Annotated in this window: 17 protein-coding genes and 1 pseudogene; 6 read left to right on the top strand and 12 right to left on the bottom strand. The window is 39.3% G+C overall.

Going from position 1 to position 18,622, the window contains the following annotated elements; genetic code table 11:
- Nucleotides 1–51 precede the first annotated feature (51 nt).
- From fba to FTU12_RS13235, 3 genes are all read right to left on the bottom strand, one after another.
- Nucleotides 52–1,089, bottom strand: coding sequence for a class II fructose-bisphosphate aldolase (fba, locus tag FTU12_RS13245; protein ID WP_078188695.1), 1,038 nt, complete (start codon nucleotides 1,087–1,089; stop codon nucleotides 52–54).
- A 122-nt stretch (nucleotides 1,090–1,211) separates the two neighbouring features.
- On the bottom strand, nucleotides 1,212–1,487 hold the full coding sequence (locus FTU12_RS13240; RefSeq protein WP_180114555.1) for a hypothetical protein: 276 nt from the start codon (nucleotides 1,485–1,487) through the stop codon (nucleotides 1,212–1,214).
- Between the two features lie 151 nt (nucleotides 1,488–1,638).
- On the bottom strand, nucleotides 1,639–2,826 hold the full coding sequence (locus tag FTU12_RS13235; protein WP_180114554.1) for a phosphoglycerate kinase: 1,188 nt from the start codon (nucleotides 2,824–2,826) through the stop codon (nucleotides 1,639–1,641).
- 140 nt (nucleotides 2,827–2,966) lie between these two features.
- Between FTU12_RS13235 and FTU12_RS13230 the strand changes: the two genes are divergently transcribed.
- The 5 genes and pseudogenes from FTU12_RS13230 to FTU12_RS13210 all read left to right on the top strand — a co-directional run bounded on the left by FTU12_RS13230 (nucleotide 2,967) and on the right by FTU12_RS13210 (nucleotide 7,236).
- On the top strand, nucleotides 2,967–3,350 hold the full coding sequence (locus FTU12_RS13230; protein WP_078188698.1) for a DUF2237 family protein: 384 nt from the start codon (nucleotides 2,967–2,969) through the stop codon (nucleotides 3,348–3,350).
- Nucleotides 3,350–3,943: a nucleoside triphosphate pyrophosphatase gene (locus FTU12_RS13225; RefSeq protein ID WP_078188699.1), complete on the top strand. Its 594-nt coding sequence runs from the start codon at nucleotides 3,350–3,352 to the stop codon at nucleotides 3,941–3,943. Before FTU12_RS13230 ends, FTU12_RS13225 begins: the two co-directional genes overlap by 1 nt.
- 106 nt (nucleotides 3,944–4,049) lie before the next feature.
- Entirely contained in the window at nucleotides 4,050–4,595 is a 546-nt protein-coding gene (locus FTU12_RS13220; protein WP_180022725.1) for a hypothetical protein, read from the top strand.
- 96 nt (nucleotides 4,596–4,691) lie between these two features.
- The gene (locus tag FTU12_RS13215; RefSeq protein ID WP_180114553.1) at nucleotides 4,692–5,858 is read left to right on the top strand and encodes a cupin domain-containing protein; all 1,167 of its coding nucleotides are present in this window, start codon (nucleotides 4,692–4,694) and stop codon (nucleotides 5,856–5,858) included.
- A gap of 416 nt (nucleotides 5,859–6,274) precedes the next feature.
- A pseudogene (locus tag FTU12_RS13210) lies at nucleotides 6,275–7,236 on the top strand (IS30 family transposase).
- Between the two features lie 26 nt (nucleotides 7,237–7,262).
- Here the strand turns inward: FTU12_RS13210 and FTU12_RS13205 are convergent.
- The 9 genes from FTU12_RS13205 to FTU12_RS13165 all read right to left on the bottom strand — a co-directional run bounded on the left by FTU12_RS13205 (nucleotide 7,263) and on the right by FTU12_RS13165 (nucleotide 16,650).
- Nucleotides 7,263–8,099: a tetratricopeptide repeat protein gene (locus tag FTU12_RS13205; protein WP_180063092.1), complete on the bottom strand. Its 837-nt coding sequence runs from the start codon at nucleotides 8,097–8,099 to the stop codon at nucleotides 7,263–7,265.
- A gap of 185 nt (nucleotides 8,100–8,284) precedes the next feature.
- Nucleotides 8,285–10,924 carry a bifunctional aconitate hydratase 2/2-methylisocitrate dehydratase gene (locus tag FTU12_RS13200; protein WP_180114552.1) on the bottom strand — a complete coding sequence of 880 codons (2,640 nt, stop codon included), beginning with the start codon at nucleotides 10,922–10,924 and terminating at the stop codon, nucleotides 8,285–8,287.
- 297 nt (nucleotides 10,925–11,221) lie between these two features.
- Entirely contained in the window at nucleotides 11,222–11,491 is a 270-nt protein-coding gene (locus FTU12_RS13195; RefSeq protein WP_078193937.1) for a hypothetical protein, read from the bottom strand.
- A gap of 296 nt (nucleotides 11,492–11,787) precedes the next feature.
- Nucleotides 11,788–12,147, bottom strand: coding sequence for a hypothetical protein (locus FTU12_RS13190; RefSeq protein WP_180007288.1), 360 nt, complete (start codon nucleotides 12,145–12,147; stop codon nucleotides 11,788–11,790).
- A gap of 112 nt (nucleotides 12,148–12,259) precedes the next feature.
- On the bottom strand, nucleotides 12,260–12,697 hold the full coding sequence (locus FTU12_RS13185; protein ID WP_180007289.1) for an I78 family peptidase inhibitor: 438 nt from the start codon (nucleotides 12,695–12,697) through the stop codon (nucleotides 12,260–12,262).
- A gap of 499 nt (nucleotides 12,698–13,196) precedes the next feature.
- A complete protein-coding gene (locus FTU12_RS13180) occupies nucleotides 13,197–13,613 on the bottom strand; it encodes a heme-binding protein (protein ID WP_180007290.1) in 417 nt (138 codons plus the stop codon).
- A gap of 103 nt (nucleotides 13,614–13,716) precedes the next feature.
- Entirely contained in the window at nucleotides 13,717–15,015 is a 1,299-nt protein-coding gene (gene hemL / locus FTU12_RS13175) for a glutamate-1-semialdehyde 2,1-aminomutase (protein ID WP_180007291.1), read from the bottom strand.
- 35 nt (nucleotides 15,016–15,050) lie between these two features.
- Nucleotides 15,051–15,671, bottom strand: coding sequence for a thiamine phosphate synthase (gene thiE, locus FTU12_RS13170; protein ID WP_180077723.1), 621 nt, complete (start codon nucleotides 15,669–15,671; stop codon nucleotides 15,051–15,053).
- A 595-nt stretch (nucleotides 15,672–16,266) separates the two neighbouring features.
- Nucleotides 16,267–16,650 (bottom strand): DUF962 domain-containing protein, encoded by a 384-nt coding sequence (locus tag FTU12_RS13165; RefSeq protein ID WP_180002975.1) that lies wholly within the window; start codon nucleotides 16,648–16,650, stop codon nucleotides 16,267–16,269.
- A gap of 321 nt (nucleotides 16,651–16,971) precedes the next feature.
- Between FTU12_RS13165 and FTU12_RS13160 the strand changes: the two genes are divergently transcribed.
- A complete protein-coding gene (locus FTU12_RS13160; RefSeq protein WP_180114571.1) occupies nucleotides 16,972–18,432 on the top strand; it encodes an inorganic triphosphatase in 1,461 nt (486 codons plus the stop codon).
- Nucleotides 18,433–18,622 lie beyond the last annotated feature (190 nt).

The raw sequence follows: 18,622 nt of genomic DNA, 5'->3' as shown, positions 1-18,622 counted from the left end.
AGCCCACTTAATTGTGGGCTTTTCTTCAAAAATAATCTATCTCAAGACAAATTATTTATAGTGACTCACCATTTTCTCTAAAGAAATTGGACGAATCTTGTCAGCATTACCCGCTGTACCAAATGCTTCATAACGATCGATACAAATTTGTTTCATCGCATCAACAGTTGCAGAGAAGAATTTACGTGGGTCAAATTCAGCTGGTTTTTCAGCCATCATACGGCGCATAGCACCTGTAGAAGCAAGACGTAAGTCTGTATCGATGTTAATTTTACGAACACCGTGTTTAATTGCGTCTACAAGTTGTTCTACTGGAACACCGTAAGTTTCGCCGATGTTACCACCGAATTCATTAATTACAGCCAACCATTCTTGTGGCACAGAGCTTGAACCGTGCATTACAAGATGCGTATTTGGTAACGCAGCGTGAATTTCTTTAATACGGTCAATGGCTAAGATGTCACCTGTAGGTGGACGAGTAAATTTGTACGCACCGTGTGAAGTACCCACTGCAATTGCAAGTGCGTCAACATTAGTATCTGCGACAAATGAACGCGCTTCTTCAACTGAAGTTAAAAGCTGAGAATGGTCAAGTACGCCTTCAGCGCCTACACCATCTTCTTCACCAGCCATACCAGTTTCAAGGCTACCTAGACAACCGATTTCGCCTTCTACTGAAACGCCACACGCATGTGCCATTTGAACAGTACGACGAGTCACGTCTACGTTGTATTCGTATGAAGTTGGTGTTTTACCGTCTTCACCTAATGAACCGTCCATCATCACTGATGAGAAGCCAAGTTGAATAGAACGTTGACATACGTCAGGGCTAGTACCATGGTCTTGGTGCATAACCACAGGAATATGTGGCCATTCTTCGATTGCTGCCAAAATCAAATGACGCAAGAACGGAGCGCCTGCATACTTACGTGCACCCGCAGATGCTTGTACGATTACAGGTGAATTTGTTGCATCTGCTGCAAGCATAATTGCACGCATTTGTTCTAAGTTGTTTACGTTGAATGCTGGTACGCCGTAAGCATGTTCGCCGGCGTGATCCAAGAGCTGGCGCAATGAAATAAGAGCCATAATATCCTCCCAGGTAATGCCGCATATTCTACATGCTCAATCATTTCAATTCAGCAACAAATAACACTATTTAAAAAAAAATCCCTGCATTTGCAGGGACTTTTTAAATAAAGACAACAATCTTAGTGAGTTGCTGCTGCTGAAGCGGCTGTTTCAGCGTCAGCTGTTGCTTCGTCTGCAGGTGCATTTGCAATTTCAGCAGGAACATCTTGGTTCTTTTCATCCAATACTGGCTTATCAAGTTCATCAATGGCTTTTTGTTGTTCTGGCGTTGTTTGAGCATTATCTACGGCAACAGCAAATGCTTCTGATTCCGTTGGTGCAGACTCTTTTTTAGCACAAGCTGTCAAAGTTAATGGAGCGATTAAAAGTACAGCAAGTGCAAGTTTTAAGTTCATCGTTGTTTCCTACTACTGCGAATTAGGTGTTGCGATGAATTTTATTGCAGAAATATTGCACTTTGATGACGGCAAAATGAATGGGCGATAAAAAAAGGCTGACCGAAGCCAACCTTTTTTAAGACTGTATTATCTTATTGATAATACTAAATTAAGCACGGTCAAGAAGCGCCGCTACAGCAGGAAGAGTTTTACCTTCAACGAATTCAAGGAAAGCACCACCACCAGTCGAGATGTAACCAATTTTGTCTGCAACTTCATATTTATCAATTGCAGCAAGCGTATCACCACCACCTGCGATAGAGAAGCCTTCAGATTCAGCAATCGCTAAAGACAATGCTTTGGTGCCTTCGCCGAATTGATCAACTTCGAACACACCTACTGGACCATTCCATAGAATAGTTTTAGAAGTTTTCAAAATCTCAGCAAATGCTTTTGCAGTTTCAGGACCTACATCCAAAATCATGTCGTTGTCAGTCACATCTTCAACTTTTTTCACAACAGCTTTAGCAGCAGCTAATGAACCTAGGAAGTCTGCAAAATCAATTTCAGCAGCATCAGCCACAACAACATCTGTTGGAAGTGGTACAGATACTTTTGCAGCAATGGCTTTTGCTGTGTCGATCAAGTCATTTTCACAAAGTGATTTACCAACATTGAAGCCTGCAGCAGCTAAGAATGTATTGGCAATACCACCACCCACGATCAATTGATCACAAATGTCAGATAGTGAAGTTAATACATCTAATTTAGTAGAAACTTTTGAGCCTGCAACAATCGCAACCATTGGTTTTGCAGGAGTTTTAAGTGCACGACCTAGCGCATCAAGCTCAGCAGCAAGTAAAGGACCTGCAGCAGCCACTTTTGCACAACGTGCTACGCCTTCAGTCGATGCTTCTGCACGGTGAGCCGTACCAAATGCATCCATAACGTAAACATCACAAAGTGCTGCATATTTAGCTGATAATTCAGGATTGTTTTTCTTTTCACCCACGTTGAAACGGCAGTTTTCAAGTAAAACCACTTGACCTGGCGCAACCTCAACACCATCTAAATAGTCAGTGATCAATTGAACATCTTGACCCAAAGCTTCTGTTAAATAAGCAGCTACAGGTGCTAGAGACTGTTCTGCTTTAGGCTCACCTTCAACAGGACGACCTAAGTGTGAATACACCATTACAGCAGCACCTTTTTCTACAGCTGCTTTAATTGTTGGCAACGCCGCACGTAAACGTGCATCGCTTGTAATCACGCCATTTTTAACTGGTACGTTAAGATCTTCACGGATCAGAACACGTTTACCCGCCAAATCTAGGTCAGTCATACGCTGAAAGTTCATGCATTACTCTCTTTTATTGATATCAAAACGCGACGATTTTAAATGATTATGCAGAAAAACGTTAGCTTCTTTTGCAGAAAAGCTATGTAGAGCCAAAGTTTTGTTATGATAGCGAAAAGCCTTATAAAGATTCAGCGCTTATGTCGATTCATCCAGACCCAAATATTAATCGTTTAAATGTTTTAGGCGAACCCTTGGCAAGCTGTTGTTTTGATCCGATTACCGGATATTTTAGAAATGGCTTTTGCCATACAGCAACAACAGACCTTGGTCAGCATACGATGTGTGCACAAATGACATCTGAATTTTTAAACTTTTCCCAAAAAGTTGGCAATGACCTAATCACACCCTTACCCGAAGTTGGTTTTCCAGGACTACAACCTGGTGACTTCTGGTGTATCTGTGTGACTCGCTGGGTGGAAGCGTATCAAGAAGGATTTGCCCCACCTATTAAAATACAAGCGTGTCACCAAGCGGCGCTGTCTTATGTACCGCTTGATGTACTTATGGAATATGCAGTGTAATGAGTACTCCCAAAATCATTTTGGCTTCGAGCAGCCAAACCCGTAAAGACCTGATGGACCGTTTACGGATTGATTACCACTCAATCGTACCAGATATAGACGAAACACCTCGCGGTGAAAACCACGCCGATGAGTTAGCGAAGCGGCTGGCATTTGAAAAAGCTTCAGCGATTGCAAACCAGCACCCAGACGCAATTGTGATTGGTTCTGACCAAGTCGCATGGCGCGAAGGCGCACCAGATATTTTTATTGGTAAACCGCTTTGCGATGAAAAAGCCGTTAAGCAGCTTCAAGCCAATTCAGACAAAATCGTTTATTTCAGTACTGCACTCAGTGTCCAACAAAAATCAACAGGTTTTGAACAAACCCTTGTCGAGCACTATAAAGTGAAGTTTCGCAAACTTAGCTTGCCTGAAATCGAACGATATGTTCAGGTTGAACAGCCGCTGCACTGCGCTGGCAGTTTTAAATGTGAAAGTTTAGGGATTAGCTTATTTGAAGAAATGATCGGGCAAGACCAAACCACACTCATGGGTATGCCGATGATTAAACTCTGCAATATTTTGCGTGAGCTTAAGATCTTAGTCCCATAATTTTAAAATCTTTATCTGTTACAGCATAATAAACACATCATTAGCTCTTTATGGGCTAATGATTAAAAAGTCACTTACTTATTTATTACAACCAAGAACTGAAAACATGAAAACGTTTAATTTAATTTCATCTAGCCTCATTAGCATTAGCCTTCTATTTTGTTCGACAAACGGTCATACCAATACAGTGAATCAAACTGTGACCAACTCTCAGCAATACAATAAAAACTTAGTCAATGAATGGGTTCAATATAAATTTATCTATGCTGAATTAGAACAACAAGGCGCTGCAATGCAGGAGCAAATCATTCAACAGCTAGGGACTAAAACCAAAACCGGTGGTAGTAGCACGCCAGAACAACAAATCAATAAACTGGTTGCTCTAGGCAAACAAAAATTTGAAAGCATTCAACCACAAACAGTTGAAGTGAAAAAACTTCTAAAACTACAAACCGAAAATGTTGAAATGATGGCAAAAGTCATGCCGAATCATTTCAAATTAATGTCTGATAAAGAAAATACTAAAATTGACACCAATGCACATTTTGAGCAATTCATGAAATTTTCAGCGACAACGGCTGCTGCCAATAGCTATGATTTGGAAGTTGAAAAATTAGTCATGCAATATCTCAAAGACAATCCTTTAAAATAGTCTCAAGTTAATCGCAATAATTTAATGAAATAGAGCCTTGCTAAAAACAGGAATCTCAAGGGACAATATATCCATTGAAATTGTATGTATTTAGCTATGGCTCATTCTCTTGACATCCTCGGCGGCATCAGCGCTGAACAATTCCTTGCCGAATATTGGCAAAAAAAACCATTATTGGTTCGTAATGCACTCCCTGAAATTGCCCAAATACTTGAACCGAAAGACGTTCTTGAATTGGCTTTAGAAGACAATGTCACTGCACGTCTCATCAAACAAAAAGATCGTGATCCTAACCAATGGACAGTGAAATCTTCTCCACTACTTAAAGCCGATTTTCAAAAAATGCCAAAACTGTGGACTTTATTGGTTCAAGCTGTCGATCATTATTCTTTTGACCTAGCCGAGCTTTGGAAGCAGTTTTCATTTATTCCGCAATGGCGTCGTGATGACATCATGGTGTCATATGCACAAAAAGGTGGCTCTGTCGGGCAACATTTTGATTTTTACGATGTATTCCTCGTACAAGGCTATGGTCACCGCCGTTGGCAATTAGGTCAGATGTGTGATGCAGATACTTCATTTGTCGAAGGTCAACCGCTTCGCTTACTGCCAGAAATGGACGTTCATTTTGATGAAGTGCTTGCTCCCGGCGACTTACTTTATGTGCCACCAGGCCTATCACACTATGGCGTAGCTGAAGATGAATGTCTGACTTATTCATTTGGCTTTCGCATGCCAAATGTCACTGAAATGATGGATCGTGTGACAGACAAATTCACAGACAATCCTCTACTTAAAAATCCATTAACTGACATTTTACGTGACCAAATCAGTGCGATTGGCCAAGTGACTGAAAATGAACTTGAGTATTTAAAAGAAAAGTTATTTGAACAATTGCAAAATTCAACCGTACTTGAAGATGCAATCATGAGCTTAATGTCAGAACCTAAATATCCTGACAATATTCCTGAAGCCGAAGAAATCGGTACTGGTGATCTTGAAGAGGCCTTAGATCAAGGCTATCAACTCATGTTAGAACCGGCTTCACGCTTACTATATACAGAGCAAGACGGTGATATTTTGTTTTGGGCAAATGGCGAAGGAGTCTGTATCTCAGACGAGTTTGCAGTGCATTTAAAAAACATTGCCGATGGTCAAAGTCTAGCGTTAGATGAGTCTTTATATGATGCTGATATCTTAGAAGATATTGCCATGCTGTTAAATGAATCTGTACTCATGCTCGTCCCAACAGAAGCAGAATAAAATCAAAATAAAGGGAGCGTCATGCTCCCTTTTTCTACTACTAGATATCATTATTTTCGCTTTCTACGATTTAAAAAATTTTCGACTTGATCAGCTTTTTTCTCCACGATGACGCGATAAACCCATACAATCAATAACACCAATCCAATAAACCAAAGATAGCGCATCACGCTGTATTTAAGGTGAAGACATAGACTAGAATGTGGTGATCGTAATACCATCGGAATTCAAATATAAAAGCCTAAAAACAAAAGCGAAGCTATGGTGACAAGAAAAAAGGCACATATTTTCAAAGTTTAAGTCATTATTCATCGCAGATTCAAATCCCAAGTGCGACACATTTGTAGTTAGTTGAAAAAGTTAGATGTATTCATAGAATCATTAGACTTTTTCAACTCGCAATTGGAAAGCACACAATGAAGAAATACACCCAACTTTCTCAAGATGAAAGATACAAAATTTATGCTACTTTGAAAAGTAAAAGTTCAATCACTACCCTTGCTCGGGAGCTAGGGCGTTCACGATCAACCATCTACCGTGAATTAAAAAGAAATACTGGGCAACGTGGATATAGGGCTCAACAGGCAGCTAAATTTGCAAGTCAAAGACGGTACCGTCCTTCATCATCAATGACAGCATTTGCCTTCGCTTATATTGATTATTTGATTGGTTTGGACTGGTCACCCGAACAAATTTCAGGTGCTTTAACACAACGCGATTGGCTGGATGTACCTTCACATGAGTGGATTTACCAGTACATTTATCAAGATAAATCAAAAGGCGGTAAACTTCATCTACATTTAAGGCATCAGAAGAAATATCGAAAACGCGGTTACAAAAACACGGATCGTAGGGGTCAAATCATTGATAAAAAAAGTATTCATTGCCGAGATGAGGTCATTGATAACGACAACGTTTAGGATATTTCGAAGGTGACACGGTGATTGGTAAGCATCATAAAGGTGCTTTATTAACTCTCGTTGATCGAAAGAGCCTGTACGTACATATTGTTCATTTAGGGCCAACGAGAGCATCCCCTCAAACGATTACTTATGCATTAGATCGTTTACGAATGAGCCATGCTTATAGCGTGACATTTGATAATGGCAAAGAATTTTCCGAACACAAAAGAATTACTGATACCGGCATAGAGGCGTATTTCGCTGACCCTTACAAGTCTATTCAGCGAGCTAGAAATGAAAATACGAATGGTTTAATCCGTCAATATCTGCCAAAATCATCATCGTTTGATGACGTGTCAAACGAACAAATAGAGCAGATAGAATTTGCACTCAACCATCGTCCTAGAAAAACACTAGGTTGGTATACACCGAGTGAAGTTATGGTTGGTTTTTATACTGTTGCACTTGCTGCTTGAATCCGCCATTTTAAAAAAATTTAAAGTCAAATATCACAATCATGGTTTTTTTTACATACTTTATCCCAGTATTCATAATCTTTTGAATTATTTAGTTTTTTATAATAAAGTCTTAAGTTGTAAATAGCATCAGGGTTCCCATTTATTGCTAATGGTTTTATTATTTCAATAGCTGTATTAATATTAGCTCCCACACCATACCCTTTAAAATATAATGTTGCTAATTGGATCTCCGCTAGAGAATAATTTTGATTTGCCGATAAAGTGTACCACTTGAAAGCCTCCTTAAAATCCTTATTAACCCCTATTCCTTCAAAATACATTTGCCCAATATTAAACTGCGCATCTGGATTACCTAGCAAAGCAGCCTTCTTATAATATTTCAGTGCCTTTTCTAAATCTACATCATAACCATAGCCATAATTATACATCACACCTATTAAATTAAAGGCTGGCGCGAAATTATCATTTTCAATCTCCTTAAAAATTGATGCTGCTTCTGTATAATATCCTTGCTCTAATCGAACTCTTCCTACATTATAAATAGCTGGAATATAATTTTCATTTCCAGCTTCAGCATAATATTTTAATGCAGAATCTAAATTTTTATCGACATAAATTCCATTCTCATAAAAATTCCCAAGCTCATTTTTAGCATAACTACTAATATTATTTACGTTTTCTAAAGTTAATAATTTTTTATATGCTTTTTCATACTTTTTCTTTTCAAGCAGACCTTTATACTCATTCAAAATATTTTTTTCTTGCTGTTCGGATAAAATTAATGGTTCAGATGAGCTTGATGAACAAGAGCTTAAAAAAAATACTATAACTAAAGGTAAAAAATATAATCTAAAGTTCATAACTAATCCGTGAATTCAATATCACTTATTTCTTAATATTTTATAAAAGTCGTTTAAACCTAATAACAGATTAAACTTACAATATTCTAATTAATCAAATTTAAACACGTATAAAATTCGCAATATACTTTTAATAATAAAATAAGGGCTGATAAATCAGCCCTTATTTTCAACTACTTAATCAATTAAGACAATTGAGCAGCAGCAATTTTCTTAGTATCAACATCTTTAGAAGCGTCAGTATAGTCGCTCATTTTGTCGAAGCTTAAGTATTGGTAGATGTCAGCAGACATGCTATCAATTTGAGCTGCGTATTCTTGGTACTCAGCTGGAGTTGGTAATTTACCAAGTACAGCAGCAACAGAAGCAAGCTCAGCAGAAGCTAAGTAAACGTTCGCACCTTGACCTAGACGGTTCGGGAAGTTACGAGTAGAAGTCGATACACAAGTAGTGTTCGGAGCTACACGTGCTTGGTTACCCATACATAATGAACAACCTGGCATTTCTGTACGAGCGCCAGCTTTACCATAGATGTTGTAGAAACCTTCTTCCATCAATTGACGTTCGTCCATACGAGTTGGAGGAGCCAACCATAGACGAGTAGATAAAGAACCACCAGGAACTTTGTCTAGAAGTTTACCAGCCGCACGGAAGTGACCAATGTTAGTCATACATGAACCAACGAATACTTCGTCAATTTTTGTACCAGCAACGTCAGAAAGCAATTTAGCGTCATCTGGGTCGTTCGGGCAGCAAAGAACTGGTTCAGTAATTGTAGAAAGGTCAATTTCATACACTTTAGTGTATTCAGCATCTGGATCTGCTTTGATTAGGCTTGGGTTCGCTAACCATTTCTCCATGTTTTCTACACGGCGCGCCATAGTACGAGCATCGCCATAACCTTCAGAAATCATCCATTTCAACATAGTAATGTTTGATTTAAGGTATTCTGCAACTTTCTCTTCAGAAAGCGTGATAGAACAACCAGCAGCTGAACGTTCAGCAGAAGCGTCAGAAAGTTCGAACGCTTGCTCAACAGTAAGGTCAGTTTCCATTTCTGTAAGGTCGATCTCAAGGATACGGCCAGAGAAGATGTTCTTCTTACCTTTTTTCTCTACAGTTAAGTCGCCTTCTTGGATCGCAACGTAAGGAATCGCATGTACTAGGTCACGTAGAGTGATACCAGGTTGCATTTTACCTTTGAACTTAACAAGAACAGACTCAGGCATGTCTAGTGGCATAACGCCAGTTGCAGCAGCAAACGCTACAAGACCAGAACCCGCTGGGAATGAAATACCGATTGGGAAACGAGTATGCGAGTCACCACCAGTACCAACTGTATCTGGAAGAAGCATACGGTTTAACCAAGAGTGGATAATACCATCACCTGGACGTAGAGAAACACCACCACGGTTCATAATGAAATCAGGAAGCGTGTGCTGCATTTGAACGTCAACTGGTTTTGGATACGCAGCTGTATGACAGAAAGATTGCATAACTAGGTCAGCAGAGAAGCCTAGGCAAGCAAGATCTTTAAGTTCGTCACGAGTCATTGGACCTGTTGTATCTTGAGAACCAACAGTAGTCATCTTAGGTTCACAGTAAGTACCTGGAAGTACACCTTGACCTTCAGGAAGACCACAAGCGCGACCAACCATTTTTTGAGCTTGAGTGAAGCCTTTACCAGTAGCTGCAGGTTGAACTGGAGTACGGAATAAAGTTGAAGGTGCAAGACCAAGAGCTTCACGAGCTTTAGTTGTTAAACCACGACCAACGATCAAGTTAATACGACCGCCTGCACGTACTTCGTCTAGAAGCACTGGAGTTTTAAGTTCAGATTCAGCGATTTGTGCGCCGTCTTTGAACGCTGTTACTTTAGCAGCGGCATGGTCGATTTTAAGAGTGATTTCATCACCCATGTTCATATTAGAAACGTCGATTTCTACTGGTAAAGCACCCGCATCTTCCATTGTGTTAAAGAAGATTGGCGCAATTTTACCACCTAAGCAGTAGCCGCCATCTTTTTTGTTTGGAATGTGCGCGATTTCATCACCGAAGAACCAAAGTACAGAGTTAGTTGCAGACTTACGAGAAGAACCTGTACCAACAACGTCACCTACGTAAGCAACTTGGTTGCCTTTCGCGATAAGCTCTTTGATTTGGCTAAGTGGACCAACTTCGCCAGGAACTTCTGGATTGATACCGTCACGTACGTTTTTAAGCATTGCGTTAGCATGTAACGGAATGTCTGGACGGCTCCACGCGTCTTGTGCAGGTGACAAGTCGTCTGTGTTCGTTTCGCCAGTTACTTTGAAAACTGTAAGTTTGATTTCTTCAGGAACGTCTTTACGGCTAGTGAACCATTCAGCATCTGCCCAAGATTGCATAACTGCTTGTGCATTCGCATTGCCCGCTTTTGCTTTATCAGCAACGTCGTGGAACGCATCAAATACAAGAAGAGTTTTCTTAAGTGCGTCAGCAGCTAATTCAGCAAGCTCTGCATCATCAAGAAGTGCAACTAAAGGAGCAACGTTATAACCACCAAGCATAGTACCTAGTAGGTAAACCGCACGTTCTTTAGTTACTAGTGGAGAAGTCGCTTCACCTTTTGCCAAAGCAGCTAAGAAAGCAGCTTTAACGTATGCAGCTTGGTCAACACCCGCTGGAACACGGTTTTCTAGTAAATCAACTAAAAATGCTTCTTCGCCAGCTGGTGGGTTTTTTAATAATTCAACTAATGCAGCTGTTTGAGCATCGTCAAGTGGCTTCGGTGGGACTCCGAGTGCGGCACGTTCTTCAACGTGTTGGCGGTAAGCTTCTAGCACGGTGTTATTCCTCTTTTTTAAAAAATTATTTACGCATTCCTGCTTTAAATAAAGCTACGCAAATAATATGGACTGCTAAATTTTACTAAAATTCCAGTTAAAAGTTAATGCACTACAAGTGTTTCTTCGTGATGCCCGTTATTTTATAAATAAATGATCCTCATATCGTTTATACATTAAGCAAAATCAATACTTAGAACACGCTTTTCTTGCGCATATTAACTTTTGACTAAAATTAACCATCAAAAAACAGGCAACTAAATGTTGCCTGTTTTTATCAGTATTGGATATTCCACCTTAGTGGACAGTGGTTGCAGTGATATATTGCTGAAGTTCCGCTCGATCGCCTGTAAATCTGAGGCACCATTCGTCCTGACATGTGGTTTGATGTTGATTACTTGCAAAGCTGATATCGACCAAATAGCGTTGAGAAAATTCATCTATTTTTTGGCGTAATGTGACTTTATCTCCAATGCTGAGCACGTAGTTCCCACCACCGATAATTGCTACGCCTTGTTCATCTTCTAGGAGTAGATCTGAGTGATGCATATAACCTATAACGTCCATATTCTGCTCCTCTACTGTTTTTTATTCTCCATTTCATTATTCATTAAAAAGATTTGCTTTTCTATATTTATGATTTAGCAAGTTGTCACAATTTGTATTCCGCTCTGCTTAGGCTATTTTAAAATCTTTAAGCATCTCATATTCAAAGTAACCCGAAGATAAATATGCATTCGCAAAATAAGCATGAACTCCATCATATGGCTAAACAACGGATAGTTGCCCTGTTGTAACTACTCACTGCTGAATAGAGCCTTTAGGTTTTGCTTTACGCGCTTTCTCGCATAAAAAACCGTTCCTTAGAACGGTTTATAATCTGGCATTTCGGTATGCGGTGTTGCGATACATTTTTCAGTAAACTCAGCACGAATTTTTTCACGTGCTGTTTCAACATCAGTATTAATCTCAGCTTGCGGCAAGGCATAAACTTCATCAATGATGTTCAGGATAAATCCTTTGGTGGTTTCATCCTCAATTTTGTTGGCATGCTCAACTGCTTTGTCTTTTTCAATTGCATTTTGACGATCTAACATAATCGTACGTGCAGCATTACCTACACTGCGGCAGTAACCCTGCCACTGCTCTTCAGGGGTTAATGGTTTTTTTTCAGCACAGCCGACCAAAGCCACCATAACGGATAAAGCAAATAACTTTTTCATGAACTTCTCCTTACGAGGGGCAATATAAAAGATCGTAATGGATTTGTCATTTAAATTAGTCGCAACCGAACAAACAAAAAAAGCCCTTTCGGGCCTTTTTTATAAGTTTGCATTAACCACAAGTTGCTTGAATAATCTTTTGATTGATTGGATTTACAGTAACAGTTACGCGCTCTACACGATAATCCATTGTCACAGGCTGCCCAGGTTTGACTAGACGGACAATTTGAGCTTGGCTAATCGCCTTGATCTGATCTTCTGTCAATTTTGCTTGACCAATCAGAGTGTTGGCCTTTTCAGGTACACATTGGGTCTGACTACTACGGAATAATGCCCATTCTTCAACCACTTGCCCGTTTGGCAGATGGCAATACCCCACCTGACCATTTGCTTCATCACGAATCTCAAGTTTACCTTTTTGCTCTACACAATATTGGCTGGCTGGATTTGCTATACCAATTTTTTCTGGCATATTTTCAGTTTGCTGTGTTGTGCTACAACCCGCCATAAGTGCTGTCAGTGCAACTAAAATCCATATATTTTTCATCATGTCTATTTCTGAATATAAAAATTTAACTTATCAAGTTTGTGGTAAATAAACGAGTTGTTTATTGCAGTTTTTAGCAAGCACTCTTTTTCTGTGATTGGGTGTGATATCCAAATTGGGCAACAACACATCCATTGTTCAATAATTAGGAAATCCATGAAAGAAGAATAAAGGATTAAGCTGTATTGGGTTATGAAACCCGTTAAAAACCATTGCTGAACGTTGTCGGGGTAACAAACTAGGATAGAGATTCTATTTAATTGCTGGAATCTATAATTTGGAACTGCGTAAAAATGACTTATAAAAGAGGTCTATTAATTGAGTAAGATATAATCTTACTTCAACAAAGTTATACATAAGTTACTAACATGCTTAATATTTCAGCTCAATCTTAGATTTTTTTCGACTTAATGCTATGACCGAGATTTATCGACATCTAAACCAAAATATATTAAGGCCAATGATTTCGACAAGACTGAAGTATCTATTACGCTCACAATATTTAGTTTTGCTGCGCTAAAAAAGCTTGAATCGCCTGCTGTGCAATTTCAGCATCCTGAAAAGACTTTACGCCAGACACGCCCATTGCACCAACCAACTGCCCTTCATACATAATCGGCTCACCGCCTTCCAGCATGCCTGAAAAGGTATCCATGGTCAGAAAGCCCATTTGACCGCCTTTAATAATGTCTTCAAAAAGTTTTGAAGGACGGCGGCTAATCGCAGAACATTTGGCTTTTTCTAAGCATAGGTTTGCTGTCATTGGCGATGCACCATCCATGCGTTTCATCGCTAACAAATTGCCTGTCTCATCCGTAACCGCAATGCTGACATTAAAACCATTTTCGACTGCATAAGCATGTGCTGTGTTTAGTAAAAATTCTGCATCTGCCAAAGTTAAATAATGCTTGGTTTTCATTTAAAAATCCTTCTCTTAAAAAACTGAACTTAAAACAACAAAAAAAGCCCACAGCAGGCTGCGGGCTTTATTCTAAAGCAGAATTTACCAATTTAAATGAAAATTACTTCATTTTGGCAAAAACTTCTTTCGCCATTTCAATGGTAAATGCAATATCTTCATCGCTATGCGCGCTTGAGAAGAAACCTGCTTCAAATGCTGAAGGTGCTAAGTTTACACCGCGCTGTAACATACCGTGGAAGAAAGTACGGAAAGCATCTACATCACATTTCAGAATTGAATCAAAACCGGTGATTTCAGTTTGATCAGTGAAATAAATACCGAACATGCCGCCCACTTGCTGCGTAAAGAACGGAATGCCCGCTTCGTCTGCAGCTGCCTGTAAACCAGCAAGCAAACCTGCCAATTTTTCAGTCAAAGTTTCATAGAAGCCCGGCTGACGCAAATGTTTAAACATCTCAATACCGGCACGCATAGCCAATGGGTTACCAGACAATGTACCTGCTTGATAGACCTTGCCCAGTGGTGCAATGCATTCCATCACTTCGCGTTTACCCCCAAATGCGCCAACTGGCAGGCCAGCACCAATAATTTTACCCAACGTGGTTAAATCAGGTGTTACGCCATAATGTGCTTGCGCACCGCCAAGACCGACACGGAAACCTGTCATTACTTCATCAATGATAAAGACCGAACCATGCTCATCACACACATCGCGAATTGCTTGCAAGAAACCCTCTATAGGTTTCACCAAGTTCATGTTGCCTGCAACTGGCTCGACAATTACACCTGCAATTTCTGAACCGAATTTTGCAAAGCATTCTTTAAGCATCGCAATATCGTTATACGGCAGTGTTAAGGTATGTTTAGCGAAATCAGCTGGAACACCTGCAGAAGTTGCTTCACCCTCACCCTTTGTCAACAAGCCTGAACCCGCTTTAACCAAGAGTGAATCTGAGTGACCGTGGTAGCAACCTTCAAATTTTACAATCTTGTCACGGCCGGTATAGCCACGAGCAAGACGAATGGCTGTCATAGTCGCTTCAGTCCCTGAATTAGTCATACGAACCAATTCAATAGACGGCATAATTTCGCAAATAATATCCGCCAAAGTCGTTTCATGAACGGTTGGCGCACCAAAACTTAAACCATCAACAGCCGCTTCTTGAACCGCTTTAATAATGTCGGGCTGCGCATGACCTAAAATCATTGGGCCCCAAGAGCCGACATAGTCGACATAGCGTTTTCCGTCTACGTCATAGAGATATGCGCCTTGCGCTTTTTCGATAAATACCGGTGTACCGCCTACACCATTAAATGCGCGTACAGGAGAGTTTACGCCGCCAGGAATATGCTTGCTGGCTTGTTTAAATAATTGTTCTTGCTTAGCAGATAAGCTCATAAAAATTCTCTACTTATTCAATCTAAAAAATAAAATTAAGCTTGTTCAGCAAAAAGCTCAGACCATTCATAAACACGACTGCTTACAGCAGACATTGAACGACCTAATACATCACTAATCACAGCACAAAGATCAGCACCCGCTTCAATCACTTCAGCAGAATTTTCTACAGTTAAACCACCAATTGCACAAATAGGTACATTTAGTTTCGCTTTGGCTTGTTTTAGCGTTTCTAAGCCAATATTGCCTGCTTCAGGCTTAGTTTCAGTCGCAAAAATGGCGCCAAAAGCCACATAGTTTGCACCGTCTGCAATCGCCTGCTCAGCTAGTTCTAAAGAGTTATTACAGCTTCGACCGATCAAAACATTTTTAGGTAAGCGTGTTACAGCTTCAGCAATTGAACCGTCATCTTGCCCTAAATGTACACCCACACCATATTGAACTGCAGCTTCTAGATCGTCATTAATGACAAAAGGCACTTTGTATTGATTACACATATTTTTCATGTATTCAATTTCATAAGCCTGATCTTCCTTTGCCACTTTTTTACGGCGATATTGCAAAACAGCAACTTCATAAGTTGCCATCGCGCCTTCGAGTTTGGCTAAAAGCAATTCGATAGGATCATCATTGGTAATGAGGTATAAACCACGCATAGTTCAATCACAACTTAAAACTTTTGAATATTATAACGATTAGGTCTATGAAATGTTGCTTGGGGCATAAAATTTTAATGCTTTGCCGCTGAGAAAGTTATATTCCTTTTCACAGGACTGCTTATATAAATGTTTAATTGAATTTTCTGTAGAAAATGGCAAAAAATACCTATTTTCAGGTATAGAACAAAACTGATACAAATTATTTAATACTGCAACAGAAGAACACAAAACGCAGCGCATAAAAACACAACACTTTATAAAAATAATAATGAGTAACCTATTAGACTTTTTGGTGCTTGGTAAGAAACGTTTTGGGGAGCGTTCAGAGCATCAAAAAGTCTAGCCTATTTTTTTTGTGAACATTTTTGTGGTTAAATCTTTCAAACAATAGACCTTTTCTAAGGCCATAAAAAAAGCCTAGAGAAGGTCACTCTAGGCTTGGAAAACTGGGGTTTATCGTCTATTTATCTTTCAGATAAACAGTGAATAAACAATATGAACATTATTAGACTAATCACTCTAAACTTACAAGTCATTTACTCAAAAAACTACACCAAAATCAATATAAATTAAACGTTTGATTAATAAATAATTAACTATCAATCTTATCTAAATTACGGTCTTTTAAGCTTAAGTTCCCCTTCACAATATCAGACAGCATGCGCCAATCGGAAATAAAGCTGTATAAAGGCTGCTTGAAACTTGCCGGCTTATTTTTTTCAAAGAAAAAATGTCCGACCCATGCACAGGCATAGCCTGAAACCAGACCATAAGCAAAATACTTTGGTTGTTTTTTTAAAATTGCTTTCGTGAAGAAATAGAGTCCTATACTGCTGCCTGTGGCATGTAAACGTCGGCTCATGATATTTCGATGTTCAGTCAAATAAAATCGATAAAATTGCGAGTAGTCACGAATAGGCAACTGAAATTCGGGCTTTAAATCTCGATTAAACTCGGGTTGTACTTGTGAATTCATGTTGTGCTCATCCTGAACTTATTTTAATCAACATAGCTTAAAATTCGTCCGCGTTAAAGGCGTAAAATTTTATTTTGCTCCCATGAAAGCTGAGCAATTGTGAATTATACAATTGATGGAATATCCATCTTTTAAAACTTTTCTTTAGCCAAAATCAGAGTTTTCAAATCCGTCAAGTCTTACTTCTCAACTGTTTTTCGCTACAATCGATACGCGTTTAGCTGATAGAAAATATACGCGCATTTTAGTTTTTCATTTTTATAAAAATTTAAAGATCACTTCATGCTAGACCATGAAGTTGTGACATCAGGACAGAAAACCATGGTTGAAGTTGAATTAAAGTTCCAGATTCCAGAAGCACGTCGAACTGCATTATTAAAAGCACTCGATCCAAAAAAATCGGAACAAATTCAACTTAAAGCTAAATATTTTGATACCCCAGATCGAAAAATGGCACAGCAGCATGCAGCCTTGCGTCAACGTTTAGAAGGAACGCGCTGGATTCAAACTCTGAAAGCTGCAGGTAAAAGTCACATTGAACGCTTTGAGCATAATTCAGATTTGGGTGAACTTGAACAAGCTCCTGCCCTAGATTTATCGGTCTATGCCAATGAAGCTGAAGTTCAGTCAGTTTTAAAAACCACTTTAGGCAATCAGCAAGATTTGCTACAACTTCAGTTTGAGACTGACATACTCAGAACTTATCGCGTCATAGAGTTTGAAGACGCTAAGATCGAAGTTAGCTTAGATGTCGGCTGTATCCGCAGCAACAACACAGAAACAGAGGTTCATGAAGTTGAATTTGAGCTTAAAAGTGGCTCTATTCAATCGCTTCTAGCCTTTAGTTTTGAATGGGTTAAAAAGTACCATTTGTGGTTGGATGTTCGCAGTAAAGCGGAAATCGGGAATTTGCTGGCATTGAATCAAACTGTGAGTCCAGCAGTTGAGGCTAAAGAATTTCAACTCAGTAAAAAAGATACTGCCGCAAAAAACTTACGACTTTTAATTGCACAGGAAATGCAGCATCTTCTGCCTAATATTGCCGCAATTTCTGCAGGTGTTGCTCAGGCTGAGCACATTACACAAGCTCAGAAAGCACTCCGTCATCTACAATTAACCATTTCACTGTTTAAAGACTGGAACAGTAATATCATTGAAAAATGGGCTGTGCAATTGGGCGCATTTAAACAGCAGTTTGAACAATTACACCATTTTGAGCACATGCAAAATACCTTGGGTGGCTTTTTACAAAACCCAACGACTTCAGAAAATTTAACCAAAGATATTTTGTATGCCAAAGAGAAGTTAGGCAATTTAGTTAAATCGACTCAAAATGTGCATCATTATCTTGAGCTTTTAATGTTTAGTTTGAAAGTCGATGATGCGCCGCAGCAACACGACTTTAAATGGCATGCTCAAAACACCCTGCAAAACCAATATAAAGCCCTCCAAGAAGCTCTAAATGATGCCGACATTAACCATTTTGAAAGCTTAGATGTGCTTTCTCAGCGTATACAAGAGCTTAAATTTAGCTTCCCAATTTTGACGTCGATTTATGATGTAAAAAACTTGCAGAAATACAGTAAAGCACTCAATGATGCACAAGTCGCGGCTCAGGAATATCAAGTCCTTTCCTCTTCTGCACAATATATTCAGCAAACAGAGCTGGAAGCTAGTGATTGGTTTGTTCTCGGCTGGTTGACTGCAAAACAAGAGGTTTATGCAGATAAGCTATTAGAAGCGACCGAGCAATTCCTTGTCAGTCGAAAACTCATTAAATAAAACCTAAGGGAGATTCAATGAGTCTCCCTTTTTATTTGCATCCCACATTGTCATATAGATATTCATTTGTTGAACATTTATATTCAAAGTCGGCTATTTACAATTCATCATTTCCTTAGTTTGACTCAGTTACATTGAAATATTTTGAGAAGCTATTATTTTTGTTTTCTAGGTAAAAACTTTTAAAATA

It is taken from the genome of Acinetobacter sp. YH12063 (assembly GCF_013419715.1).
Classification (GTDB): domain Bacteria; phylum Pseudomonadota; class Gammaproteobacteria; order Pseudomonadales; family Moraxellaceae; genus Acinetobacter; species Acinetobacter amyesii.
Note: the sequence above shows the minus strand (reverse complement) of the source record. Positions and strands in the feature narration are given on the sequence as shown.

Excerpts from the sequence above, each read along its gene's own strand:
- hemL (WP_180007291.1), bottom strand. The coding sequence starts at position 15,015 with ATGAGCTTATCTGCTAAGCAAGAACAATTATTTAAACAAGCCAGCAAG.
- FTU12_RS13205 (WP_180063092.1), bottom strand. The coding sequence starts at position 8,099 with ATGAACTTTAGATTATATTTTTTACCTTTAGTTATAGTATTTTTTTTA.
- fba (WP_078188695.1), bottom strand. The coding sequence starts at position 1,089 with ATGGCTCTTATTTCATTGCGCCAGCTCTTGGATCACGCCGGCGAACAT.
- FTU12_RS13215 (WP_180114553.1), top strand. The coding sequence starts at position 4,692 with ATGGCTCATTCTCTTGACATCCTCGGCGGCATCAGCGCTGAACAATTC.
- FTU12_RS13165 (WP_180002975.1), bottom strand. The coding sequence starts at position 16,650 with ATGAATTCACAAGTACAACCCGAGTTTAATCGAGATTTAAAGCCCGAA.
- FTU12_RS13240 (WP_180114555.1), bottom strand. The coding sequence starts at position 1,487 with ATGAACTTAAAACTTGCACTTGCTGTACTTTTAATCGCTCCATTAACT.
- FTU12_RS13230 (WP_078188698.1), top strand. The coding sequence starts at position 2,967 with ATGTCGATTCATCCAGACCCAAATATTAATCGTTTAAATGTTTTAGGC.
- FTU12_RS13220 (WP_180022725.1), top strand. The coding sequence starts at position 4,050 with ATGAAAACGTTTAATTTAATTTCATCTAGCCTCATTAGCATTAGCCTT.
- FTU12_RS13225 (WP_078188699.1), top strand. The coding sequence starts at position 3,350 with ATGAGTACTCCCAAAATCATTTTGGCTTCGAGCAGCCAAACCCGTAAA.
- FTU12_RS13195 (WP_078193937.1), bottom strand. The coding sequence starts at position 11,491 with ATGGACGTTATAGGTTATATGCATCACTCAGATCTACTCCTAGAAGAT.
- FTU12_RS13185 (WP_180007289.1), bottom strand. The coding sequence starts at position 12,697 with ATGATGAAAAATATATGGATTTTAGTTGCACTGACAGCACTTATGGCG.
- FTU12_RS13190 (WP_180007288.1), bottom strand. The coding sequence starts at position 12,147 with ATGAAAAAGTTATTTGCTTTATCCGTTATGGTGGCTTTGGTCGGCTGT.
- FTU12_RS13235 (WP_180114554.1), bottom strand. The coding sequence starts at position 2,826 with ATGAACTTTCAGCGTATGACTGACCTAGATTTGGCGGGTAAACGTGTT.
- FTU12_RS13180 (WP_180007290.1), bottom strand. The coding sequence starts at position 13,613 with ATGAAAACCAAGCATTATTTAACTTTGGCAGATGCAGAATTTTTACTA.
- thiE (WP_180077723.1), bottom strand. The coding sequence starts at position 15,671 with ATGCGTGGTTTATACCTCATTACCAATGATGATCCTATCGAATTGCTT.
- FTU12_RS13160 (WP_180114571.1), top strand. The coding sequence starts at position 16,972 with ATGGTTGAAGTTGAATTAAAGTTCCAGATTCCAGAAGCACGTCGAACT.